Genomic DNA, 20,810 nt, shown 5'->3' on the forward strand with positions numbered 1-20,810 from the left:
GTCAGTCCGAAGCCGCGGCGCGGCGCGAGAAGAACTGCGGGATCACGCTGATCCCGGCTTTCTGGTCGATGCGGATGCGGTGGTAGATGAGGATGATGAGGCCGGTGACGAGCGGTACCGACCACATCGCCGGATGAAGCGCGAGCGCCGGGAACAGCCGCACCGAACCGAACGCGAGGAAGGCGGTGTAGACCGAGATCCCCGCCCCCACGAGCGCCTTCACATGCTCCTTGAGCCACATGACCGGCGAAGGATTACGCGAATAGAGGAACACGAGATTGGTGATCCCTGTCGCCATGCCGACGACCGAAATGAGCATCATCAGCGGCTGGTGAATGCGCACTCCATCCCAGGCGCAGAAGACCGCCGCGATCATCACCAGAAACTGCAGCGCCACGTTGAGCGGGGTGCGATTGGCCGCGACATTGCGGCGGTTCTGCACGCAGAGCCAGCCGTACCACGCGAGATTGAGCGTCAGGATCGCGTTGTGAAGCATCATCACGCCGAAGATGCCGCGCACGAAATCGGCATCGAACTTGCCGACGAGATGGGGATGGACCGTCATCGGATCGTAGAGCGTGAACAGGCTCATCGTCAGCGCGAGGCAGCCGGTAAGGAGGATCGCCTTGGTGAAAATGCGGCCCCATTTGCGGTGGTTTACACCGCCCTTGCGCCCGACGACCGGAATCCAGAACGCAATCGCCCCGGTCGCACCGGCAGCGATGTGGGCTGCAATCAGGCAGCGGAACAGCAGAAGTTCCATCGCATCCCCCGGTTTCTCCGCGTGCGACTATTCCACTGGACAGGGCCGGTGTAAACATAAGATGACACCGGCAGATCACCCGGGGAGTCCTGTGAGCCAGACTGCCAGTCCTGTTCGCTACCGCCCCCCGCGCCCGACTTCATTGGGCGCGGTGACGGCGCTGCTGCGCGTGGCGCTGCGCGGGGATGGCGACTTGCTCAGTCTGTTGCCCGCGAGCGCCTATCGCTGCGAAGTGGGGCCCTTGGGCTATTCGCGGCGGTCGATTCTGATCGTGAACCGGCCCGACGAAGTGCGGCGGGTGCTTTCCGATCCCGAAGGCATCTTTCCCAAGAGCGACCTGATGGTCGATGCGCTCGCGCCGCTCATCGGCGATTCGATTTTCGTCTCCTCCGGCTATATCTGGCAGCGCCAGCGGCGGATGATCGATCCGGCCTTCACGATGATGCGCGTGAACCGGGCCTTTCCGGCCATGCAGGAAGGCGCTGAGGCATGCGAGGATACGCTGGCGGCGCGCGCGGCGGATGGGGCGGCGTTTTCGCTCGACCTCACGATGAGCCATCTGACAGCGGACATCATCTGCCGCACAGTGTTCAGCACCGGGCTGGAAACCGGCGCGGCGCATGATGTGTTCGATGCCTTCACCGTGTTTGAGCACAGCGTCGCCCAAGTCGAGATCCGGCGGCTGATCATGGCGCCCGCGTGGACGCCGGTGCCGCAGAAGGACTTCGTGCTCGAGGCCTGCAAGCGCATCCGGGGTCACCTCGGCGATCTGCTCGATACGCATGCCGGGCCCGATGGCGAGCGCTTCGACGATATCGCGGCGGCCGTGATCGCGGCGCGCGATGATTTCACGCGGACGGCGTTCACGCGCGAGGAGCTGATCGACCAGCTGGGCGTGCTGTTCCTCGCCGGACACGAGACCAGCGCCAGCGCGCTGACCTGGGCGTTCTATCTGTTGGCGATGCAGCCCGAACTGGTCGCGCGGGTGCGGCAGGAAATCCGCGAGGTGGCGGGGGAAGCCGGGCCGATCGGCTTTGAGGAGACCAAGCACCTCCCCACGATCCGCAATGTGTTTCGCGAGACACTGCGGCTCTACCCCCCGATCACGTTCCTGCCGCGCGTGGCGACCGAGGCGACCATGATCGGCGGCCGCCGCGTGAAGCGCGGGGCTCTGGTGATGGTGGCGCCGTGGGTGCTGCATCGGCACCGGCGCTACTGGAAGGATCCCGATGTGTTCGATCCCGACCGGTTCCTGCCCGCACGCGAAAGCGAGCTGACGCCGGGAGCCTACATTCCCTTCGGACAGGGCCCAAGGGTCTGCGCCGGGGCCGCCTTTGCGCTGACCGAGGCGGTGCTGCTGATCGCCCGGCTGTTCCGCCGGTTCGACTTCCACATCGACCAGGCAGCCGCAGTGCGCCCGGCGGCGCGGCTGACGACGCGGCCGGCCAGGCAAATCATGGTGCGGGTGTCGAAAGCGTGATGGCATGACGACAGTGCTGTTGACACTTGGCCGGCTGCCCAAGGCGCTCGATCTGGCGCGCGGGTTCAGCAAGGCGGGGTGCCGCGTGCTGGTCGCCGAGCCTTATGGCTGGACGCTGGCAGGCGCCTCCCGCCACACGGCGCGCGAGTTCAAGGTGCCGCCACCGAGTGCTGGCAAGGCCGCCTATCTCGAGGCGCTGCGCGAGATCGTGGTGCGCGATGGCGTGGACCTTGTCGTGCCGGTTTCGGAAGAGACAATGCATGTCGCGCATCTGGCGGGGATGCTGCCTGAAGGCGTGCGGTTGTTCACCGGGCCTCCCGCCGAAGTGCTGGCGCTTCACGACAAGGCCAGCTTTGTACGCAAGGCGGCTGCGCTGGGGCTGGCAGTGCCCGAGAGCGCGCCACTGGGAAGCGCGGACGCCGAAGCGCTGGCGCGCGGCGGGCCGGTGGTGGTGAAACCTGTCTATTCGTGCTCGGGCAATGGTCTCAGCATCCTGCGCGCAGGCGAGCCCCTTCCCCCGGCCGATCCGGCGCGCCCGATGGTGGTGCAGCGGTTCGTCGAGGGGCGCGAACACAGCACCTGCACGGTCGCGCAGTCCGGCCGTGTGGCGGCGACCATGGTCTATCGCGGGGCGGTGATGTCGGGCTCGGTCGCGGTGGCGTTCGAGCGGGTTGACGTGCCCGCGATCAATGCCTGGGTCGAGCGCTTCGTGGCCGAGATCGGGTGGAGCGGGTTCATCTCGTTTGACTTCATCGTCGATGCGGCCGGCGTCCCCTACGCCATCGAGTGCAATCCGCGCGCAACGAGCGGGGTGCATTTCTGGGAGCCGGACGACATCGCCCGCGCCGTGCTCGAGCCCGGCTGGGGCGGACCGGTGCGGGTGCGCCGCTACAGGACGTTACAGCAGTTCTACGCCTGCCTGACCGAGACCCAGGCAGCGATGCTGCGCGGCAAGGGGTTCCTGGCGAGCCTCAAAAGCCTCGTTACCACACGCGACGTAAGCTGGGACTGGCGCGACCCATGGCCCTTTGCGAGCATGATCCTGACATCGTGGCCGATCATCTGGCAATCGATCACCAAGGGCGCGCGCTTTGGCGAGGTGGCCACGCAGGACGTCGGGTGGTACGATGGCTGACGCGTTTTTTTCCGCGTGATGTAACGTTTTTCCGGTTCGGCGCGAACCGGTCAATGCGGCGCTTGCTCTTCCACGGCGGGAAGGCTCGCGTGACGACTGCGTGCGGCTTGGCGAGAGCAGGAACATGGCGACACAATATGCTGGCAGCGATGCTGGCGGCGCGGGAAAGATGGCTGAAGCAGAAGCTTCACCGCTGATCTACCGCACGAAACTGCCGGTGCGTATCTGGCACTGGATCAATGCCCTGAGCATCTTCGTGATGCTGATGAGCGGCATGATGATATTCAACGCCCACCCTCGGCTCTATTGGGGTGTTTATGGCGCGAACCTCGATCACCCCTGGCTGGTCATCAGCCACCGGGGCACGAGCGGCTTCGTGCAGATCGGCGGGTTCGAGATCGCGACGACGGGCTTCCTCGGTTATGCGCAAAACGTGCCCTATGCCTTCCCGCCGCTGGTCACGATCCCTTCGACCTACAGCCTTGCGGATGCCCGGCAGTGGCACTTCGCGTTTGCCTGGGTGCTGCTCATCAGCGCAACGTTGTTCATGGCCTACAACATTGTTTCCGGACACTTGCGGCGTGATCTTGCGTTGAAACCTGAAGAACGCAGCATCTCTCACTTGTGGCACGACATCAAGGAACACGCGCGGCTGCGCTTCCCTACCGGCGAGGCAGCGCGGGCTTATAACCCGCTGCAGAAGATCGCCTATCTGGGCGTGCTTTTCGTGCTGATCCCGGTGGTGATCCTGACCGGCTGCACGATGTCGCCCACTCTGGACGCGGCCTTCCCCTGGCTGGCGCATCTGTTTGGCGGGCGGCCCTCTGCGCGCTCGATCCACTTCCTGTGCGCAAGCGGGTTCGCGCTGTTCATCGTGGTGCACCTGCTGGCGGTGGTGCTTGCCGGGCCGTTCAACGAACTGCGCTCGATCATTACGGGCTGGTACCGCCTGCCCCGAGAACGACTGGCGAAGGAGCGTTCGTAATGAGCAAGGACAACACCTCCGGCCTGATCATGCCGGCCGAACGCCCCTCCTCGCTGATCTCGCGGCGTAACGCGTTGATGGGCGGTGCAGGCCTGCTGCTGGCGGGCTGCGACCAGATCAATGCCTCACCCACGGTCAAATCCTTCCTGAGCCTTGGCGAGAAGGCGACACACGGCGCGCAGCGTCTCGTAACGGACCGCAATGCGCTGGCGCAGGAGTTCAGCCGGGCCGAAATGTCGCCGGTGTTTCGCCAGAACGGCAATCAGAACCCCGGAACCACGGAATACAACGCGCTCGCGGCGAACAACTTCGCCGACTGGACGCTGAGCGTGGATGGCATGGTCGCGCATCCGCTGCGCATCAGCCTCGCGCAGCTGATGGCGGCGCCCCGGCGTACGCAGATAACGCGGCATGACTGCGTGGAAGGCTGGAGCGCGATCGGCGAATGGTCTGGCGTGCCGCTGGGCCTGATCCTCAAGCGCGCCGGGATGTCCGGCAATGCCAGGTATGTGGTGTTCCACTGCGCTGACAGCACCGGCGGGCTCCCCTATTACGAGAGCATCGACATGATCGATGCTTTCCACCCGCAGACGATCCTTGCGACGCATATGAACGGTTCACTGCTCACCGTCGGCCACGGCGCGCCGCTGCGGCTGAGGGTCGAGCGGCAGCTGGGCTACAAACAGGCGAAGTACGTCATGCGCGTGGAAGCTGTTGCCTCGCTCGACGGGATCCACGGCGGCGGCGGAGGATACTGGGAAGATCACCGCGGCTATCAGTGGTTTGCGGGGATCTGAGGGGATCGCCCCCTCACCCCGTCAGACCTTCACGATCCCGCGTTCGATCAAGCTCTTTGCGCAGTCGATGATCGAATCTTCGGGCGCGCGGGTCTTCCAGCCGAGGCGTTCGAGCGCGTGGGCAGCGCTGGCATCGCGCACGTTGCCTAGTTCGCCGACCACCTGCTTGATCACCGGATTGAACCGCGCGCCAAGGCGGACGAGCCAGTTCGGCAGGCTGCGGGTGGGCACCTTGCGCGCCTGAAGCGGCATGCGGGCGCGCAGGATCGCGGCGACGTCGGCCATCTTGAGGAACGGGCCGGAGGCGATGAAACGCTCCCCGTCGAGGCCCGGTTCGGTGAGTGCGCGGACATGCAGATCAGCAAGATCGCGCACATCGACAATCCCGAAGCCGAGATCGGGGCAGCCGGGCAAAGCGCCCGAGAGCAGCTGGTTGATGATCTCGATCGAGGCGGAGAAATCGTTGCTCATGACCGGGCCAAGCACGGCGGCGGGATTGATGGAGAGGAACTCCATTCCGCTTCCCTCAGCCGCCATCCAGTCGCGCGCGGCGCGCTCGGCGATGGCCTTGGACTTGACGTAGGCATAGGCGTCCGGGCTGCCGACATTGGTCCAGTCAGCCTCGGTGAAGTGGTGCTGGCCCTTGCCGTGGCCATAGGCGATCGCAGCGACCGAGGAAGTCTGGACGAAGCGCGTGACCCCGGCCTCCCTGGCGAAGCGCAGCGCGCGCAGCACGCCCTCGCGCGCAGGTACGATGAGTTCGTCCTCGTTACGCGGCGGGATATTGGACAGCGGTGAGGCCACGTGGGCGACATGCGAGCAGCCGGCCATGGCCTCGGCCCAGCCGGCATCCTGCATCAGATCGGCCGCAAAGAACTTCAGCGTTTCGGGCGTGCCGCCAACCAGCGGGCGCAATTCGGACTCACGCTTGAGGCTGCGCACGGTGGCGTGGACCGTCCAGCCCTCGGCCAGAAGCTGCTGGATGATGAAGCCGGCGATATAGCCGCTGCCGCCGGAGACGAGGACTTGCTTGGACACTGCAGGCTTCCTTTCGATCAGAACCGGAGCATGATGGACCGGGCCAGCGCCGGCGAGAGCGAATACACCGCGCGCAGCACCCTCACCATGCCGACATTGGCTTCATCCTTGCCGCTTTCCATCGCGGCAATGATCTGGCGCGCACATTCCTCGGGCGCGAGCTTGGAGCCTGCGCGCGATGCGGTCATCTGCGTTTCGACCACCGGCGGAAGGGCTTCGAGCACATGAATGCCAGTGCCCTTCAATTGCGCGCGTAGCGCCAGTGTGTAGCTCCTCAGTGCCGCCTTGGAGGCACAATAGACCGGCGATCCTGCATTTGGCGCGATGGCGAGCCCCGAAGTGACGTTGACGATCATCGCCTCGCCGCGCGCACGCAGTGTGGGCATGAGCCGCGCGATCAGGCGGATCGGCGCATGCAGGTTGAGCCAGAAAGTGCGCTCGTCATCCTCTGCAACAGGGGGTGCTACGCGGAAATCGTGCTCCGCGCCCATGCCGGCGTTGTTGATCAGAATGTCGATGGACCGCCCGGCAAGGCCGGCAACAACGGCCTCCACCCCGCCTGGCCCGGCGAGATCGGCAGCGATGACCTCGAAGCCCTCTGTCTGGGCCGCGGCGATCCGCTCCGGGGTCCGGCCCGTCACGATGAGGCTCGCACCCTTGTCGCGCAATTGGCGGGCCAGGCGCAGACCGATGCCATCAGTCCCGCCGGTCAGCAGTATCGTCTTGCCTTGCAGTCTCACGCCATGCTCCCGCTTGTTTGGCCGGGAGACTAGTCATAAGGTTGCAAAGTGCAACCTTTTACTTCATCAGCACCAGTTCCTCGGCCATCGAAGGGTGCAAGGCGACGGTGGCATCGAAATCGGCCTTGGTCAGCCCGGCCTTCACCGCAATGGCCGCAGCCTGCAGGATCTCCGGCGCTTCGGGGCCGATCATGTGGATCGCCAGCACCCGGTCGGTCGCGGCATCGACGATCATCTTGTAGAGTCCGCGCTCCGGCCGGTGGCCGAAGATGTTCTTCATCGGGCGGAAATCGGAGGAGTAGACCTTGATCGAGCCGTACTTGTTGCGCGCCTCGCCCTCTGTCGGCCCCACGCCGGCAAGCGGGGGCTGCGAGAACACGGCGCTGGGGATGCAGCTGTAATCGATCTTGATGTGCTTGCCGCCGAACACGCGGTCGGCAAAGGCCTGACCTTCGCGGATGGCCACGGGGGTGAGCTGCACGCGGTCCGTCACGTCTCCCACCGCATAGATGCTGGGGCAGCTCGTCTGTGCGCTATCGGAGACCACGATCTCGCCCCGCTCGCCCAGCGTGATCCCCGCGTTTTCGAGGCCGAGCCCCGCCGTATTGGGCTTGCGTCCGGTGGCGACGAGGACCTGATCTGCCAGCACCGGATCGGGCTGACCCTTGAGCCAGACTTCAAGCAGACCATCGTCGCGCTTGACCACCTTTTCGAACGGGCAGTTGAAGCGGTACTGGATGCCGCGCGCCATGGTGATCTGCAGCAGGCGATCGCGCAGCGCCTGATCGTAGCCGCGCAGCAGCGTTTCGGAGCGGTTGACCACCGTTACGTGACTGCCGAGTGCGTTGAAAATGCCTGCAAATTCAAGCGCGATATAGCCTGCGCCCGCGATCACCACGCGGCGGGGAAACTGGTCCAGGTGGAACACCTCGTTCGAGGTAATGCAGTGTTCGGCGCCTTCGAATTCGGGCATGACCGGCCAGGCCCCGGTCGCGACAAGGATGTGCTTCGCGGTGATCTCGCGCCCCGAGGCCAGGCGCACGGAATGCGGCCCGGTGATCACGGCGCGTTCGAGAAAGCGCTCGACCTTGTGGGTTTCGAGCGTCGAGGTGTAGGCCGCGTTGAGCCGGTCGACGTCGCGCAGCACGGCATCGCGCAGGGTCGCCCAATCGAAGCCCATCTTCTCCACGGTCCAGCCGTAATTGGCCGCGTCCTGCAGTTCCTCGGCAAAGTGCGAACCGTAGACGAGGAGTTTCTTGGGCACGCAGCCGCGGATCACGCATGTGCCGCCGACGCGGTACTCTTCCGCAACCGCGACGCGCGCGCCGTGGCTGGCGGCAACGCGGCTGGCGCGTACGCCCCCTGAACCGGCACCGATGACAAAGAGATCATAGTCGTACTGGGTGTCGGTCATGCGGAGGCTCCTGCTGGTCACGCCCATATGGGGTATCGGGGGGCGCCGCGACAATGCCCATCTGCCATCGTTTCGCTGCACATCCCGCATTGGCAGGGAACTTTAGAGGCATCCGGCGCGTTGATGCATTACGCGGCCATCCCGGCCGTGGCGGGATAACCAGGCATGAAACAAGAAGGCGAAGAGGTGCATATCGACACCGAAGAAGTGAGCGGCGGCGATGAGGACAAGAGCCTCGTCAAGATGGTGGTGATCGGCACGCTGCTGGCGATCGGGCTGCTCTCGGCGGTCTGGATCAGCGGCGCGGTCCGGTTCGACAAATCGACCACGCCCACTGCGGACGCAACGTCGAACCCCTGATTGCGGCGTCAGCCCCGGGGGCGCGGTGCGAGCCAGATCTTGCGTTGGCCAAGATCGGTCACGATGAGGAAACGGCGGAGCAGGCTCACGCCGATATTGAGCGGACCGGCATTGCCGTGCGGATCGAGCCGGGCGCGCAGGCGGGGAAAGCGCACGCCGCCCAGTTCCAGCTCGGGCAGGTAGTAGATTTCGGTCGAGATCGCCCCGCCAATGCCGCCGCCGGGTTCCAGCCCCACCGGCTGCAGCCCGAGCGCGGCGACGAGCGCCTTGCTGATCAGCGGGCCGCCGCCATTGCCGAGGTCAAAATCGGCCTGAACGGTCTTGCCCGCGATCCGCACCGGGATGGAATCGATTCCATCGTGCCCCGAAACCGGCAATTCGATGCCCGAAACCGGCGCAGTGCGCTCCTGCCGCGCGATCGTGCCGCCTTCGATGTCGATGGCCAGCCGCGCCTCGGCAAACAGGTCGTGGCCAAGGATTACGTCGAGGCGGCGGCCCAGCAGGCGGGCACCGACGTCCGACAGGTCGGTGACCCCGACCGTGGCCTGGGACAGGGTCACGCCCAGCGCCGTGATCGTGACGTTCCGGATCAGGCCGGCATCCTGTTCGCCGCCAGAGCCCCGCGCCGTCACGGCCTCGGCCGCACCAAGCTTCCATTCGGCGGCGCGGGCGCGGTCGATGAACGAAAGCTCGGCGGCGGAATCGAGCAGGGCTTCGACCGGGTGCCCCGCGACGTCCGCCGCAACAAACAGCCGGTCGCCGCGCACCACAAGCGGATCGGCCGCCGCCGCGAAGGGGAACAGCGCCAGCACGAGAGCCAGCGCGGCGCGGATCACTGGTCGATGCCTGCCGCTGCCAGTAGCGCCGTCGTCGACGCATCGAAACTGGCATCGCCTGCCTCGATCGACTTGGCGATGGCCTTGCCGAGTTCGACCCCGAACTGATCGAACGGATTGATCCCGAGCATCATTGCCGAAACAAACGTGCGGTGTTCGTGGAAAGCGATCAGGCTGCCGAGCGTGGCAGCTCCCAGTTCGTCACACAGGATCGTGGCCGAGGGGCGGTCGCCCGGATAGTCGCGCGCCATGTCCTCACCGCCGACTTTGCCTGCCATCAGCGCGGCGCCTTGCGCAAAGCAGTTGGCCAGCAGCGTGCGGTGGTGCGCCGGGTCGAAATCGTGGCCGGGCACGCTGACCGCGAGGAAATCGACCGGGATCAGGTGGGTGCCCTGGTGGAGGAGCTGAAACACCGCGTGCTGCGCATCGGTGCCGACACCGCCCCAGGTAACGGGAGCGCTGGGGCGGGCGAGCGGGGTGCCATCCGCCAGAACGCGCTTGCCGTTCGATTCCATCTCGAGCTGCTGGAGGTAGCTCGGCAGCAGGCGCAGGCGCTCGTCATAAGCGAAGACTGCGCGGCTGCTGCAGTGGCGCGCCTGCGTGTAATAGAGATCGGCAAACGCGGCGCGGATCACCACGTTCTCCGACACTGGCGCTTCGAGGAAGTGGCGATCGATCGCGGCAGCGCCCGCGAGGAACGCGGCGAACCCGTCCCAGCCGAGCGCGAGCGCGATGGGAAAGCCGATCGAGGACCACAGCGAATAGCGCCCGCCGACCGTCTCGGCGAAAGGCAGGACGCGCGTTTCATCGACGCCCCAGGCAACCGCCTTGTCCGGCGCGGCAGTGAGCGCGACAACGCGGCCATAGGGATCCTCCACTCCGCCCTCGCGTAGCCAGTCCAGCGCGCTGACTGCGTTCAGCAGCGTTTCGGTGGTGGTGAAGGTCTTGGAAGCGACGGCAATCAGGGTGGTGGCAGGATCGCACTGGGCAGTCGCAGCAGCGAGCGCAGCGGCATCGACGTTGGAGACGACATGGACGGCAACCTTGGCGTCCTCGCGCGCCAGCGCATCGATGGCGAGCGCCGGGCCCAGCGCGGAGCCGCCGATGCCGATGTGAATGAGGCTCTTCACCTCGCCCAGCAGGCCTTCGTGGATCGCCTCGACGAGGACCTGCATGCGCTCGTGAAAACGCTCGGCCTCTTCGGCTGCGGCAGGATTGCCGACACCGCGTTCGGCCATGTGAGTCGCGGCGCGGCCTTCAGTATTGTTGATCAGCGCGCCGGCAAACAGTGCTTCGCGGCTGCCGGCAAGATCGACCGCATCGGCGATCTGGCCGAGGGCCTCTTCGACTTCGCCCGAGAGGTGTGTTTTCGACCAGTCGAAGCGGACCGGGCCGCCGGGCAGATCGAGCACCGACGCATACCGATCGAGCCGTGCAGGATCGGCGAAGAGCTCCGTCAACGTCGGGCGCGGCAAGCTTTCCAGCGCGGACCAGAGCGGGGCAGTGTCGGTGGCGGCCATCGTGTCGTCTCCTCGGGATGTCGCGGGCCTACCCTGCCCATTCGACCAAGCGCAAGGGATCCTCGACCAGTGAAGCTGCTAAATTCGTCTGCGCGCCGCTAATCATGCAGTCTGCGCTTGACGGATGCGAGGCCCCTCCACATGACCGCTGCGATGACAGAACCCTCCGAAAACGCTCCTCAGAGCACGGCAACCGTGACGCCGGCGGCGCAGGATGCGCCCCCGCCGCCCGCGAAGAAAAAAGAACGCAAGGAAGACAGCTTCCCGGTTTTCGTGATCAAGCTGGTGCTGATCGTGGCGTTCTTCCGCAGCTTCGTGTTCTCGCCGTTCAACATCCCATCGGAATCGATGCTGCCGCGGCTGGAGAACGGCGATTACCTGCTCGCGGCGAAGTGGCCCTTTGGCTTCTCGTCCTATTCGCTGCCCTTTAGCTTGCCCCTGCTGCCGAAGCGGATCCTGGCGAACCAGCCCCAGCGCGGCGATGTGGTGATCTTCAAGGCACCGCCGGGCAATGATGTCGATTACATCAAGCGCGTGATCGGCTTGCCGGGTGACACGGTACAGATGATCGGCGGGCAGCTCCACCTCAACGGCGTGCCGGTGCCCAAGGTCAAGCAGCCGGACTTCGTCATCAAGGTTTCGGCCAACACCAGCTGCATCGCGCCCGAATTCGAGGCAGTCGAAAAGGACGGCAGCCCGAGCTGCCACTACCCGCAATTCCGCGAGACTTTGCCGGGCGGCAAGCAGTACAATGTGCTCGACCTCGGCTACCGGCCGCAGGACGATACACCGCCGGTAGTGGTGCCCGCGGGCCATGTCTTCCTGATGGGCGATAACCGCGACAACTCGATGGACAGCCGCTTCCCGGCGGTCGAGGGTGGCGGGATTGGCCTCGTGCCGCAGGACAACCTGATCGGCCGCGCCACGATCGTGATGTGGTCGACAGACGGCAGCGCCAACTGGTTCCTGCCCTGGACCTGGTTCACAGCGCTCCGCGCGAACCGCATCGGGGGCACGTTCTGATCGGGCCCCTTAGCGAAGAGACCGCGGGCTTCATCGCCGCGCTGACCGGGAAGGCCCCTGGCCTGCCCGAACTGTGGCACGAAGCGCTCACCCACGGATCGATGGGCGAAGCGCGCGATTACCAGCGGCTCGAGTTTCTCGGAGACCGCGTGCTGGGTCTCGCCATTGCCGAATGGCTGCATGAGCAGAGCGAGGCGGCAGAAGGCAAGCTTTCGCAGCGTCTCAACGTGCTCGTCAGCCGCGAGACTTGCGCAGAAGTGGCGCGCACGCTTGGCGTGGTGCCGCATATCCGGCTGGGCAAGCAGGCGCGCAGCGATGGCGCGGGGCAAAGCGACAATGTCCTCGGCGATGTCATGGAGGCGCTGATCGGGGCCTTGTTCCTTGAACGCGGCTTCGATGCGGCGCGCGGCTTCGTGCGCAAGGCGTGGGAGCCCGCGATGGCGGGCGGCGCGGGGCAGCGCAAGCACCCCAAGGCCGCGCTGCAGGAATGGGCCGCGGGCAATCGCCGCAAGCCGCCGGTCTACACGCTGCTGGAGCGCAGCGGGCCGGACCACGCGGCGGTGTTTACCGTGCAAGTGGAAGTATCAGGCATCGGCGCCGAGCAAGCGACCGGTTCAAGCAAGCAGGAAGCCGAACGCGGCGCGGCTGCGGCCTTCATGGCGCGCTATGGGTGATGAACAGATGACGGAACATTGCGGTTTAGTGGCGGTGATCGGCGCGCCCAATGCGGGCAAATCGACACTGGTCAACGCGCTCGTCGGGCAGAAGGTGGCGATCGTATCGGCCAAGGCGCAGACGACGCGCGCACGGCTGATGGGCGTCGCACTGCAGGACCTGCCGGGCGGCGAGCGGGTGCAGCTTATCCTTGCTGATACGCCCGGTCTGTTCGAGCCACGCCGCCGGCTCGACCGGGCCATGGTCCATGCCGCCTGGGAAGGCGCGGAAGGCGCCGATGCAATCCTGCTGGTGGTCGACGGGCGCAAGAAGAAGCGCGATTATCTGGAGCCCATCCTCGAGAGCCTGAAGGACCGCGCCGAGCGCAAGATCCTCGTGCTCAACAAGGTCGATGCAATAGCCAAGGAGCCGCTGCTGGAAATGGCAGCAGAGCTGGCACCTCAGGGCGGATTCGACGAAGTGTTCTTCGTCTCCGCACTGACCGGCGACGGGGTGCCCGATCTCAAGCTGAAGCTTGCCGAGCGCATGCCCGAAGGCGCGTGGCACTATCCCGAGGATCAGGTTTCGGACGCCAGCGAGCGGCTTCTGGCTGCTGAGATCACCCGCGAACAGCTCTACCGCCAGCTGCATGACGAACTGCCCTATGACAGCGCGGTCCGGCCCGAGAGCTACGCCACGCGCCGCGATGGCTCGATCGAGATCCACCAGCAGATCGTGATCGCGCGCGACAGCCAGAAGGCAATCGTGCTCGGCAAGGGTGGTTCGAAGCTGAAGGCCATCGGAGAAGCCTCGCGCAAGGAACTCGCCGAGCTGCTCGGTGTGAAAGTCCACCTGTTCCTCCATGTGAAGGTGGAAGAAGGCTGGGCCGAGGCCAAGGAAATCTACGAGGAAATCGGGCTCGACTGGGTGAAGTAGGAGAAGCGGCGATGGGGGCGGCGTTTTCGTTGGTACTTCCGGGCGTAGGCCTGCTGCTGGCCATGACTGCGCTGTGGCGAATCGGCGTGGCGCTGCACCGGCGGGCGGGCGCAGGCACCGAGACAGCCGGCGAAAGCTACGTGCTCTCCGGCGCGTTCGGTCTGCTTGCGCTGCTCATGGCCTTTGCCTTCAGCCTCGCCATTGGCCGTTACGAGACGCGGCGCCTGCTGGTGATCGACGAAGCCAATGCCATCGGCACGATGTCGACGCGGCTCGCTCTGCTCGAGGATCGCCAGCGCGCGCCCCTCGCAGCGGATCTGGCGCGCTATGCCAGGGCGCGGGCGGCGGTCGGGCGCAACGCCGCCGACGATGCGTGGCAGGCGGCACACGCGGCGAGCGCGCGGGACTGCGCAAGCTTCGGAGATGCGCTGTTTGCCACGCTGCGCTCGATGCCCCCCGATACCCGCGGGCCGGTGCTGGTGCAGGCCTACAACGCGATGTGCGACATCACGACCTCGCGCCATGCCGCACGCTCGGCGCGCCTGCCCACCGAAGTGCTGGGACTGCTTGCGCTTTATTGCTGCGCTTGTACGGCACTGCTGGGCTTCACCACTGGCCGCGCCGACTGGCGCAGCGGGGTTTCCTCGGTGCTGTTCTTCACGCTGCTGGCAGCTGCGTACGTAACGATTCTCGATCTCGACAGCCCCCGCAGCGGTGCGATCATCGTGCCGCAGGAAGAGCTGGACAACGTGGCGCAAAGCCTGCGCTAGGGCGCCCTGGAAGGACAATCGCATGATACAGCGCGAACTGCTCGGCACGGCGTATGTGCCGGGCGGCACCGAACTCAAGCTCTATCGCCACGACCGCGATTTCATGATCGTGATGGGCCAGAACGAGCTGATGAGCAGCCGGATGAGCGGCTCTGAAGTGGCACTTGCAACCGAGACGATCAAACGGCTCAAGGACCGCCCTGCGCCAACCCTGCTGATCGGCGGCTACGGCATGGGCTTTACCCTGCGCGCGGCGCTGGAGGTGTTGGGGCCGAAGGCCGAGCTGGTGGTCGCCGAACTCGTGCCCGAAGTCATCGACTGGGCGCGCGGGCCGATGGCCCAGATTGCCGCCGGGTGCCTCGATGATCGGCGCGTGCGGCTGATCATGGGCGATGTCGGCAGTGTGATCGACGGAGCGCACGGCGATTACGATGCGATTCTGCTCGATGTCGACAATGGCCCGGATGGCGTGGTGCGCGAAGGCAATGGCGCGTTGTACGGCGCATCGGGCTTGCGCGCGGCGCGGCGGGCGCTGGCACCGGGCGGCGTGCTGGCAGTGTGGTCGGCCGGGCCGGACCCGGCGTTTAGCCGGCGGCTGGAGAAGAACGGGTTCGCCGTCGAGGAAATCCGCGTGGCGGCACGAACCAACGGCAAGGGGCCGAAGCACACGATCTGGTTTGCGACGCCGCGCTGAGGGGTTGGCGTTGTAACGCCCCCTCTCCCAACCCTCTCCCCTGAAGGGGAGAGGGCGTTCTTGTGGGCGTTACGTTGCGGATTTCTTCGCTACGGCTTTCTTGGCCGGTGCCTTTTTCGCGGCAGGTTTCTTGGCAGGCGCCTTTGCGGCAGCCTTCTTCGGCGCCGCTTTCTTCTTGCCCTTGGCAGGCGCAGCGGCGGCGCGGGCTTCGATCAGCGCGATGGCCTGTTCGAGCGTCAGGTCCTCGGGCTTGACGTCCTTGGGCAACGTGGCGTTGGTCGTGCCATCGGTGACATAGGCACCGTAGCGGCCGGCAAGCAGCTTCATCTCGCCGCCAGAGGTCGGATGCGCACCGAAGGTGTTGAGCGGTTCGGCAGCCGCACGGCTGCCCCGCGCCCCTGCCCCGGCTGCGGCCTCGGCAAGTTTGACGACGGCCGCGTTCATGCCTGTCTCGAACACTTCAGACGTCGACTTAAGTCTTCCGTACTTTCCATCATGCGCGAGGTATGGGCCATAACGACCTATACTTGCGGTGATTATCTTGCCCGTCTCAGGGTGCGGACCGATCTCGCGCGGAAGCGACAGCAGCTTCAGCGCCCATTCCAGATCAAGCTCGGGAATGTCCTTCGGGATCGAGGCGCGCTTGGCTTCCTTGCCATCGCCGAGCTGGATGTAGGGCCCGAAGCGGCCGGTGCGGCGGGTGACTTCAAGGCCGGTGACCGGATCCTTGCCCAGCCCCGCATCCTCGCCTTCACCGCCCTCACCCTCGCCGCCGCCTTGCGCGAACTTGCGGGTGAACTTGCACTCGGGATAGTTCGAGCAGGCCACGAAGGCGCCGTAGCGCCCGCCGCGCAGCGAGAGGCGGCCAGCCTGGCACTTGGGGCACAGACGCGGGTCCGAACCGTCCTCACGCTTGGGGAAGAGGTAATCCTCGAGGAAAGTGTCGAGCTCGGCGGTCACCTCGCTCGGTTTCTTCTCCATCACCTCGTCGGACTTGGGCTTGAAATCGCGCCAGAAGGCTTCGAGCACGGCCTTCCACGCGGCGCGGCCGCCCGAGACGTCGTCGAGCTCGTCTTCCATGCCGGCGGTGAACTGATACGCAACGTAACGCTCGAAAAAGCGTTCGAGGAAGGCCGTGAGGAGACGTCCGCTTTCCTCGGCGAAGAAGCGGTTCTTCTCGGTGCGGACGTAGTTGCGGTCCTTCAGCACCTGCAGCGTGGCGGCGTAGGTCGAAGGACGGCCGATGCCGAGCTCCTCCAGCCGCTTGACCAGGCTCGCCTCGGAATAGCGCGGCGGCGGCTGGGTGAAGTGCTGCGTGGCATCAACCCCGCGCTTGGCGGGCAGATCGCCGGTGTTCATGATCGGAAGCAGGCTGCTCTCGTCCTCGCCGTCCTCGGCGCCGTCAGCCTTCTGATCGCGCCCTTCTTCATAGACCGCAAGGAAGCCGGGGAACTTGACGACCTGCCCGGTGGCCCGCAGCTCGTGCTTGCCGGTGCCTTCGCGCAAGGTGACGGTCGTGCGCTCGATCAGTGCCGAGGCCATCTGGCTCGCCATCGCGCGTTTGTAGATGAGGTCGTAGAGCCGCGCTTCATCGCCCGTACCGTAACGGTCATGGCTGAAGTCGGTGGGGCGGATCGCCTCGTGGGCTTCCTGCGCGTTCTTGGCCTTGGTCTCGTAAATACGCGGCTTTTCAGGCAGGTAGTGCCCCGAATAACGGGTGCTGATCGCCGCGCGCGCGGCCTGGATTGCGCTGGAATCCATCTGCACGCCGTCGGTACGCATATAGGTGATCGCACCCGCTTCGTAGAGCGTCTGCGCCACGCGCATGGTGTGGCTGGCAGAAAAGCCGAGCTTGCGCGCGGCTTCCTGCTGGAGCGTGGAGGTGGTGAACGGGGGATAGGGATTGCGGCGGTTAGGCCGGGTCTCGACCTCCTCGACGCGGAAGGTGGCAGCCTCGACCAGCGCCTTGGCGCGCAGGGCAATGCCTTCGTTACCTAACGAGAGGCGCTCCAGCTTCTCGCCCTCGAAACGGACAAGTCGGGCCTTGAACGGCGTGCCGCCCTGTTCGAGCAAAGCGACGACCGACCAGTATTCCTGAGCCTTGAAAACCTCGATTTCGCGCTCACGCTCGACAATCAGGCGCAGCGCGACCGACTGAACGCGCCCGGCGGACTTGGCACCGGGCAGCTTGCGCCAGAGCACGGGCGAAAGCGTGAATCCGAACAGGTAATCGAGCGCGCGGCGGGCGAGATAGGCATCGATCAGATCCTGATCGAGCTCGCGCGGGTGCTTCATCGCCTCGGTGACGGTGGCCTTGGTGATCGCGTTGAACGTAACGCGTTCGACTTCCCTGGGCAGCGCCTTGCGTTTGGCCAGCAGCTCGCGCACGTGCCACGAGATCGCCTCGCCCTCACGGTCAGGGTCGGTCGCGAGGATCAATCGATCAGCGGTCTTGGCCGAATCGACGATCGCCTTTACCCGCGCCGCCTTGTCGCCATAGAGCTCCCAGTCCATCGCGAAGTCCTCGTCCGGGCGCACCGAACCGTCCTTCACGGGAAGATCGCGGACGTGGCCATATGAGGCGAGGACCTTGAAGCCGGGACCGAGATACTTCTCGATGGTCTTGGCCTTGGCCGGGGATTCGACGATGACAAGCTGCATGGGGTGGGACGGACTTTCCTGGCCTTACACGTACGCGCGAGGGTGGCGACCCTTCACGGCCCGCGTCAAGGCCCCGCGTTCTGCGCAGGATTTCAGGAAAGTCCAGTCCCGAACGAATACCGTCACTTCAAGGCGTTGATCTGCCCGATCAGCACATCGTTGGCGAGACCGGCCGCCTTGGCCGCGCCGTCCTCGTAATTCCCGGGCTTTGCGTCGAACTCGAACTTGCGGGTCTTGCCGAACATCATGCCGCCGTGGCCCATCGCAGCCATGATCCCGCCCGCGACGTTGGCGGCGGCCTGCGTAGTCTTGGAGGTACCGCTGGAAGCATCGTGCTTGTCGATGAAATCACCATCGACCGAAACCGACTGGCTGAGCGTGACGGTCGTCGTCTTGCCGTTGGGGCCGAACACGGTCATGCGGCTGTAGCCGGGCACGACCGAGAGATTGGCGTTCACCTCAAGCCCGCCGAAACTGAATGCCCCGGGGCGCTTCTGATCGGAAAAGTCGATGAGATAGGTGACATCGACAACCGGCACGCCGGCGGCCTTGGCGTATTGCGAGAGGGCATAGCCTGCCTGCCCCGCGTCCATGGCGAGGCCCATGCTGGAAAAGCCGCTGCCCTGGAAATCGCCCGCGACCATGATCAGCGTCGGCAGCACGGCGGGCTTCACATATGTCGCCTTGCCCTTGCTGCCCTTCTCAAGCGCGATCCCGATATCCAGCGGCGAGGTCTGGCCGTGGGGCTTGGCCATCTCGGGCGCGGCGAACATGCTCGCGCTATCCTTGATCGTGAGGCCCGAAGCCGCCAGCTTGGCGGTGAAATCGGCATAGGCGGCATTGGCGATCTTCTGCATCATTTCCGGCGTGACGCCGACGAGCGAGGACTTGGCCTTGGTCGTGCCGCCAAAGGCGCCGACGAGGCCGCCGGTTGCCTTGGTCTGATCGGTCGATTCGAAAATGAAACCGACGTTGAAAGCCGCAACGGCGACGCCCGTGGCGCCTTTCACGGCCTCTTTGCCTGAAATCTTAACCTGCGCGCTGTCACCTGCGTGAGCCAGACCGGGCAATGCGAACGTGGCCAAGGCGAGCGCCAAGGCCATGGATTTATGGCTTTTCATTATCCTGTCCCCCTTTGCCTCGCTCTTGGCGAGGTCCGGAACGGATCATAAATGGTAAATCTGGAGGGCGTCAATTATTACCATAATGGTGGTAATTGGGCGGACCAGCCTCAGCCCTGCGCGAGCGACACCCGGCCGCCCGCATGGCGGATGAGACGGCCGGCGAGTTCGAGCTCGATCAGGGCCATGTGGACGGCGCCCGCGCTCGCGCCGCTTTGGCGGATCAGTTCGTCGGTCGCGACAGGAGCGGTGCCGAGGAGCTGGGCGATATCAGGTGAGGCATCTTCGGCCCCGGGCGCGAAATCGAAGCCGGTTTCCTCCCCGTCCGCGGCGCTCCACGGCGCCTCACGCAGCACAAGTTGGCCGCTTCTGCCCCGGGGACCTTCGAACCGTTCGAGCAGTTCAGTGATGTCGTCCGCCGACTGCACGAGGACCGCACCATCGCGGATCAGTTCGTTGCACCCGCGCGAGCGGCTATCGAGCGGCGAGCCGGGGACGGCCATGACCTCACGCCCCGCTTCAGCCGCAAGCCGCGCGGTAATCAGCGAGCCCGAACGGGGGGCGGCCTCAACCACCACGGTGCCCGCGGCGAGCCCTGCGATGATCCGGTTGCGGAACGGGAAGTGCCGCGCGAGCGGTTCGGTACCGGGGGGCATTTCGGCCAGCAGCAGGCCGCGCGTGGCGACTTCTTCCTGCAAGGCGAGATGGTCGGGCGGGTAGGTCACGTCGATCCCGCTGGCGATCACGCCGATGGTGCCGCCGCCGTGGCCCATCGCCGCCAGCGCGCCGCGATGCGCGGCGGCATCGATCCCACGGGCAAGGCCGGAGACGACGGCATAGCCGCGTGCGGCAAGGGCGGCACCATAATCGCGAGCAAGGCGGCAGGCCCCGGCGGAGGCATTGCGCGCACCGACAAGCGCGACCGCCCCCTGCCCCAGCAGCGCAAGATCGCCGCGCCAGGTCAGCACCGGGGGCGGCGTTTCGAGTGCGGCGAGAAGGCGCGGATAGGCGGGGGAATCGTGGAACAGGTATTGCCCGCCTGCCGCATGCAGCCGGGCAATTTCGGCCTCGATGCGCTCGGCGGGCACAGGGCGGTACCGCGCTCCGCCCCGCGCGGCGAGATCGGGCAGCGCATCGAGTGCGGCGGCAGCCGAGCCAAAGCGGCGCAAGAGCTGGAAATAGCTGACCGGGCCAATGCCGGGCGAACGCAGCAGCCGCACCCGCGCAAATACGTCGGCGGCAGACAGCACTGGCGCGGCGAGGTTCATCCCTTCTGGCCGATGCGCGGCTCGGTCCCGGCGCGCAGGCGGGCGATATTGGCGCGGTGGAGCCAGAGGACGAGCAGGGCCAGCAGCACAAGGACCGGAGCGTAGCTGCCATGGCCGGTGAGCAGCGCGGCGATCGGCGCGGCGATCACCGCACAGAGGCCGCCGAGCGATGAAATCCGCGTCACGGCAAGCACGCCGATCCAGACCACCGCATAGGCCAGCCCGATCGGCCAGGCGAGCGCGAGCGAAACGCCCATCGTGGTTGCGACACCCTTGCCGCCGTTGAAGCGCAGCCAGACCGGGAAGCAATGCCCGATCACGGCCGCGAGGGCTGCCAGCGCCTCTGTTCCCGGAAACAGGGCGCGCGCCAGCAGCACAGCTGCCGCACCTTTGGCCAGATCGAGCAGCAGCGTGGCCGCCGCAAGCCCCTTGCGACCGGTGCGCAGAACATTGGTCGCGCCGATATTGCCCGAACCGATCGAGCGCAGATCGCCGGCGCCGAACAGGCGAGTGAGCAGCAGGCCGAAGGGGACCGAACCGAGCAGATAGGCCGCAGCGATCACGGCGGAAGTGGGGGCGAAGGCAAAGCTCATCCCCCAGTCTTAACCGCCACCG

Annotated in this window: 20 protein-coding genes; 10 read left to right on the forward strand and 10 right to left on the reverse strand. The window is 65.8% G+C overall.

Features of this window, described 5'->3' with window-relative positions:
• Position 1 precedes the first annotated feature (1 nt).
• Complete coding sequence (locus ACO056_RS12640) at positions 2-763, reverse strand: hypothetical protein (RefSeq protein WP_421847240.1); 762 nt, start codon at positions 761-763, stop codon at positions 2-4.
• A gap of 91 nt (positions 764-854) precedes the next feature.
• Between ACO056_RS12640 and ACO056_RS12645 the strand changes: the two genes are divergently transcribed.
• The 4 genes from ACO056_RS12645 to ACO056_RS12660 all read left to right on the forward strand — a co-directional run bounded on the left by ACO056_RS12645 (position 855) and on the right by ACO056_RS12660 (position 5,160).
• The gene (locus ACO056_RS12645) at positions 855-2,243 is read left to right on the forward strand and encodes a cytochrome P450 (protein ID WP_421847242.1); all 1,389 of its coding nucleotides are present in this window, start codon (positions 855-857) and stop codon (positions 2,241-2,243) included.
• 4 nt (positions 2,244-2,247) lie between these two features.
• Positions 2,248-3,378, forward strand: coding sequence for an ATP-grasp domain-containing protein (locus tag ACO056_RS12650; protein WP_421847244.1), 1,131 nt, complete (start codon positions 2,248-2,250; stop codon positions 3,376-3,378).
• 124 nt (positions 3,379-3,502) lie between these two features.
• Positions 3,503-4,363 carry a cytochrome b/b6 domain-containing protein gene (locus ACO056_RS12655; protein ID WP_421847245.1) on the forward strand — a complete coding sequence of 287 codons (861 nt, stop codon included), beginning with the start codon at positions 3,503-3,505 and terminating at the stop codon, positions 4,361-4,363.
• Positions 4,363-5,160, forward strand: coding sequence for a molybdopterin-binding protein (locus ACO056_RS12660; protein ID WP_421847247.1), 798 nt, complete (start codon positions 4,363-4,365; stop codon positions 5,158-5,160). Before ACO056_RS12655 ends, ACO056_RS12660 begins: the two co-directional genes overlap by 1 nt.
• Positions 5,161-5,181: 21 nt before the next feature.
• Here ACO056_RS12660 and ACO056_RS12665 read toward each other — a convergent pair whose 3' ends face one another.
• Genes ACO056_RS12665 through gorA form a run of 3 tightly spaced genes read right to left on the reverse strand, consistent with a single transcriptional unit; the run spans position 5,182 to position 8,352 of the window.
• Complete coding sequence (locus ACO056_RS12665; RefSeq protein ID WP_421847249.1) at positions 5,182-6,198, reverse strand: SDR family oxidoreductase; 1,017 nt, start codon at positions 6,196-6,198, stop codon at positions 5,182-5,184.
• Between the two features lie 17 nt (positions 6,199-6,215).
• On the reverse strand, positions 6,216-6,938 hold the full coding sequence (locus tag ACO056_RS12670; protein WP_421847251.1) for an SDR family oxidoreductase: 723 nt from the start codon (positions 6,936-6,938) through the stop codon (positions 6,216-6,218).
• A 58-nt stretch (positions 6,939-6,996) separates the two neighbouring features.
• Positions 6,997-8,352: a glutathione-disulfide reductase gene (gene gorA / locus ACO056_RS12675; RefSeq protein WP_421847253.1), complete on the reverse strand. Its 1,356-nt coding sequence runs from the start codon at positions 8,350-8,352 to the stop codon at positions 6,997-6,999.
• A 165-nt stretch (positions 8,353-8,517) separates the two neighbouring features.
• Between gorA and ACO056_RS12680 the strand changes: the two genes are divergently transcribed.
• Positions 8,518-8,712 (forward strand): hypothetical protein, encoded by a 195-nt coding sequence (locus ACO056_RS12680; protein WP_421847255.1) that lies wholly within the window; start codon positions 8,518-8,520, stop codon positions 8,710-8,712.
• An 8-nt stretch (positions 8,713-8,720) separates the two neighbouring features.
• On the opposite strand, the gene ACO056_RS12685 is transcribed toward ACO056_RS12680, so the two are convergent.
• On the reverse strand, positions 8,721-9,548 hold the full coding sequence (locus ACO056_RS12685; protein ID WP_421847257.1) for a pepsin/retropepsin-like aspartic protease family protein: 828 nt from the start codon (positions 9,546-9,548) through the stop codon (positions 8,721-8,723).
• Positions 9,545-11,068 carry a glucose-6-phosphate isomerase gene (gene pgi, locus ACO056_RS12690; protein WP_421847259.1) on the reverse strand — a complete coding sequence of 508 codons (1,524 nt, stop codon included), beginning with the start codon at positions 11,066-11,068 and terminating at the stop codon, positions 9,545-9,547. Before pgi ends, ACO056_RS12685 begins: the two co-directional genes overlap by 4 nt.
• Positions 11,069-11,221: 153 nt before the next feature.
• On the opposite strand from pgi, the gene lepB reads away from it, so the two are divergent.
• Genes lepB through ACO056_RS12715 form a run of 5 tightly spaced genes read left to right on the forward strand, consistent with a single transcriptional unit; the run spans position 11,222 to position 15,145 of the window.
• Complete coding sequence (gene lepB, locus ACO056_RS12695; RefSeq protein ID WP_421847261.1) at positions 11,222-12,091, forward strand: signal peptidase I; 870 nt, start codon at positions 11,222-11,224, stop codon at positions 12,089-12,091.
• Entirely contained in the window at positions 12,040-12,765 is a 726-nt protein-coding gene (rnc, locus tag ACO056_RS12700; protein ID WP_421855483.1) for a ribonuclease III, read from the forward strand. Before lepB ends, rnc begins: the two co-directional genes overlap by 52 nt.
• A gap of 7 nt (positions 12,766-12,772) precedes the next feature.
• Positions 12,773-13,681 (forward strand): GTPase Era, encoded by a 909-nt coding sequence (era, locus tag ACO056_RS12705; RefSeq protein ID WP_421847263.1) that lies wholly within the window; start codon positions 12,773-12,775, stop codon positions 13,679-13,681.
• Between the two features lie 11 nt (positions 13,682-13,692).
• Positions 13,693-14,451: a hypothetical protein gene (locus tag ACO056_RS12710; RefSeq protein ID WP_421847265.1), complete on the forward strand. Its 759-nt coding sequence runs from the start codon at positions 13,693-13,695 to the stop codon at positions 14,449-14,451.
• A 22-nt stretch (positions 14,452-14,473) separates the two neighbouring features.
• Entirely contained in the window at positions 14,474-15,145 is a 672-nt protein-coding gene (locus tag ACO056_RS12715; protein ID WP_421847267.1) for a spermidine synthase, read from the forward strand.
• Between the two features lie 69 nt (positions 15,146-15,214).
• Here ACO056_RS12715 and topA read toward each other — a convergent pair whose 3' ends face one another.
• The 4 genes from topA to plsY form a co-directional block, all read right to left on the reverse strand.
• Positions 15,215-17,806 carry a type I DNA topoisomerase gene (gene topA, locus ACO056_RS12720; protein WP_421847269.1) on the reverse strand — a complete coding sequence of 864 codons (2,592 nt, stop codon included), beginning with the start codon at positions 17,804-17,806 and terminating at the stop codon, positions 15,215-15,217.
• Positions 17,807-17,928: 122 nt separating this feature from the next.
• Entirely contained in the window at positions 17,929-18,816 is an 888-nt protein-coding gene (locus tag ACO056_RS12725) for a hypothetical protein (RefSeq protein WP_421847271.1), read from the reverse strand.
• Positions 18,817-19,037: 221 nt separating this feature from the next.
• On the reverse strand, positions 19,038-20,195 hold the full coding sequence (gene dprA, locus ACO056_RS12730; RefSeq protein ID WP_421847273.1) for a DNA-processing protein DprA: 1,158 nt from the start codon (positions 20,193-20,195) through the stop codon (positions 19,038-19,040).
• Positions 20,192-20,788 (reverse strand): glycerol-3-phosphate 1-O-acyltransferase PlsY, encoded by a 597-nt coding sequence (plsY, locus tag ACO056_RS12735; RefSeq protein WP_421847275.1) that lies wholly within the window; start codon positions 20,786-20,788, stop codon positions 20,192-20,194. The genes dprA and plsY overlap by 4 nt, the downstream gene beginning before the upstream one ends.
• Positions 20,789-20,810 lie beyond the last annotated feature (22 nt).

The sequence above is a fragment of the Novosphingobium sp. genome (genome assembly GCF_965228995.1).
GTDB lineage: Bacteria > Pseudomonadota > Alphaproteobacteria > Sphingomonadales > Sphingomonadaceae > Novosphingobium.

What these genes read in the sequence shown, in the direction of transcription:
- ACO056_RS12640 (WP_421847240.1), bottom strand. Translation starts at nt 763, where the DNA reads ATGGAACTTCTGCTGTTCCGCTGCCTGATTGCAGCCCACATCGCTGCC.
- ACO056_RS12650 (WP_421847244.1), top strand. Translation starts at nt 2,248, where the DNA reads ATGACGACAGTGCTGTTGACACTTGGCCGGCTGCCCAAGGCGCTCGAT.
- ACO056_RS12655 (WP_421847245.1), top strand. Translation starts at nt 3,503, where the DNA reads ATGGCGACACAATATGCTGGCAGCGATGCTGGCGGCGCGGGAAAGATG.
- ACO056_RS12660 (WP_421847247.1), top strand. Translation starts at nt 4,363, where the DNA reads ATGAGCAAGGACAACACCTCCGGCCTGATCATGCCGGCCGAACGCCCC.
- gorA (WP_421847253.1), bottom strand. Translation starts at nt 8,352, where the DNA reads ATGACCGACACCCAGTACGACTATGATCTCTTTGTCATCGGTGCCGGT.
- ACO056_RS12680 (WP_421847255.1), top strand. Translation starts at nt 8,518, where the DNA reads ATGAAACAAGAAGGCGAAGAGGTGCATATCGACACCGAAGAAGTGAGC.
- pgi (WP_421847259.1), bottom strand. Translation starts at nt 11,068, where the DNA reads ATGGCCGCCACCGACACTGCCCCGCTCTGGTCCGCGCTGGAAAGCTTG.
- lepB (WP_421847261.1), top strand. Translation starts at nt 11,222, where the DNA reads ATGACAGAACCCTCCGAAAACGCTCCTCAGAGCACGGCAACCGTGACG.
- era (WP_421847263.1), top strand. Translation starts at nt 12,773, where the DNA reads ATGACGGAACATTGCGGTTTAGTGGCGGTGATCGGCGCGCCCAATGCG.
- ACO056_RS12710 (WP_421847265.1), top strand. Translation starts at nt 13,693, where the DNA reads ATGGGGGCGGCGTTTTCGTTGGTACTTCCGGGCGTAGGCCTGCTGCTG.
- ACO056_RS12715 (WP_421847267.1), top strand. Translation starts at nt 14,474, where the DNA reads ATGATACAGCGCGAACTGCTCGGCACGGCGTATGTGCCGGGCGGCACC.
- topA (WP_421847269.1), bottom strand. Translation starts at nt 17,806, where the DNA reads ATGCAGCTTGTCATCGTCGAATCCCCGGCCAAGGCCAAGACCATCGAG.
- dprA (WP_421847273.1), bottom strand. Translation starts at nt 20,195, where the DNA reads ATGAACCTCGCCGCGCCAGTGCTGTCTGCCGCCGACGTATTTGCGCGG.
- plsY (WP_421847275.1), bottom strand. Translation starts at nt 20,788, where the DNA reads ATGAGCTTTGCCTTCGCCCCCACTTCCGCCGTGATCGCTGCGGCCTAT.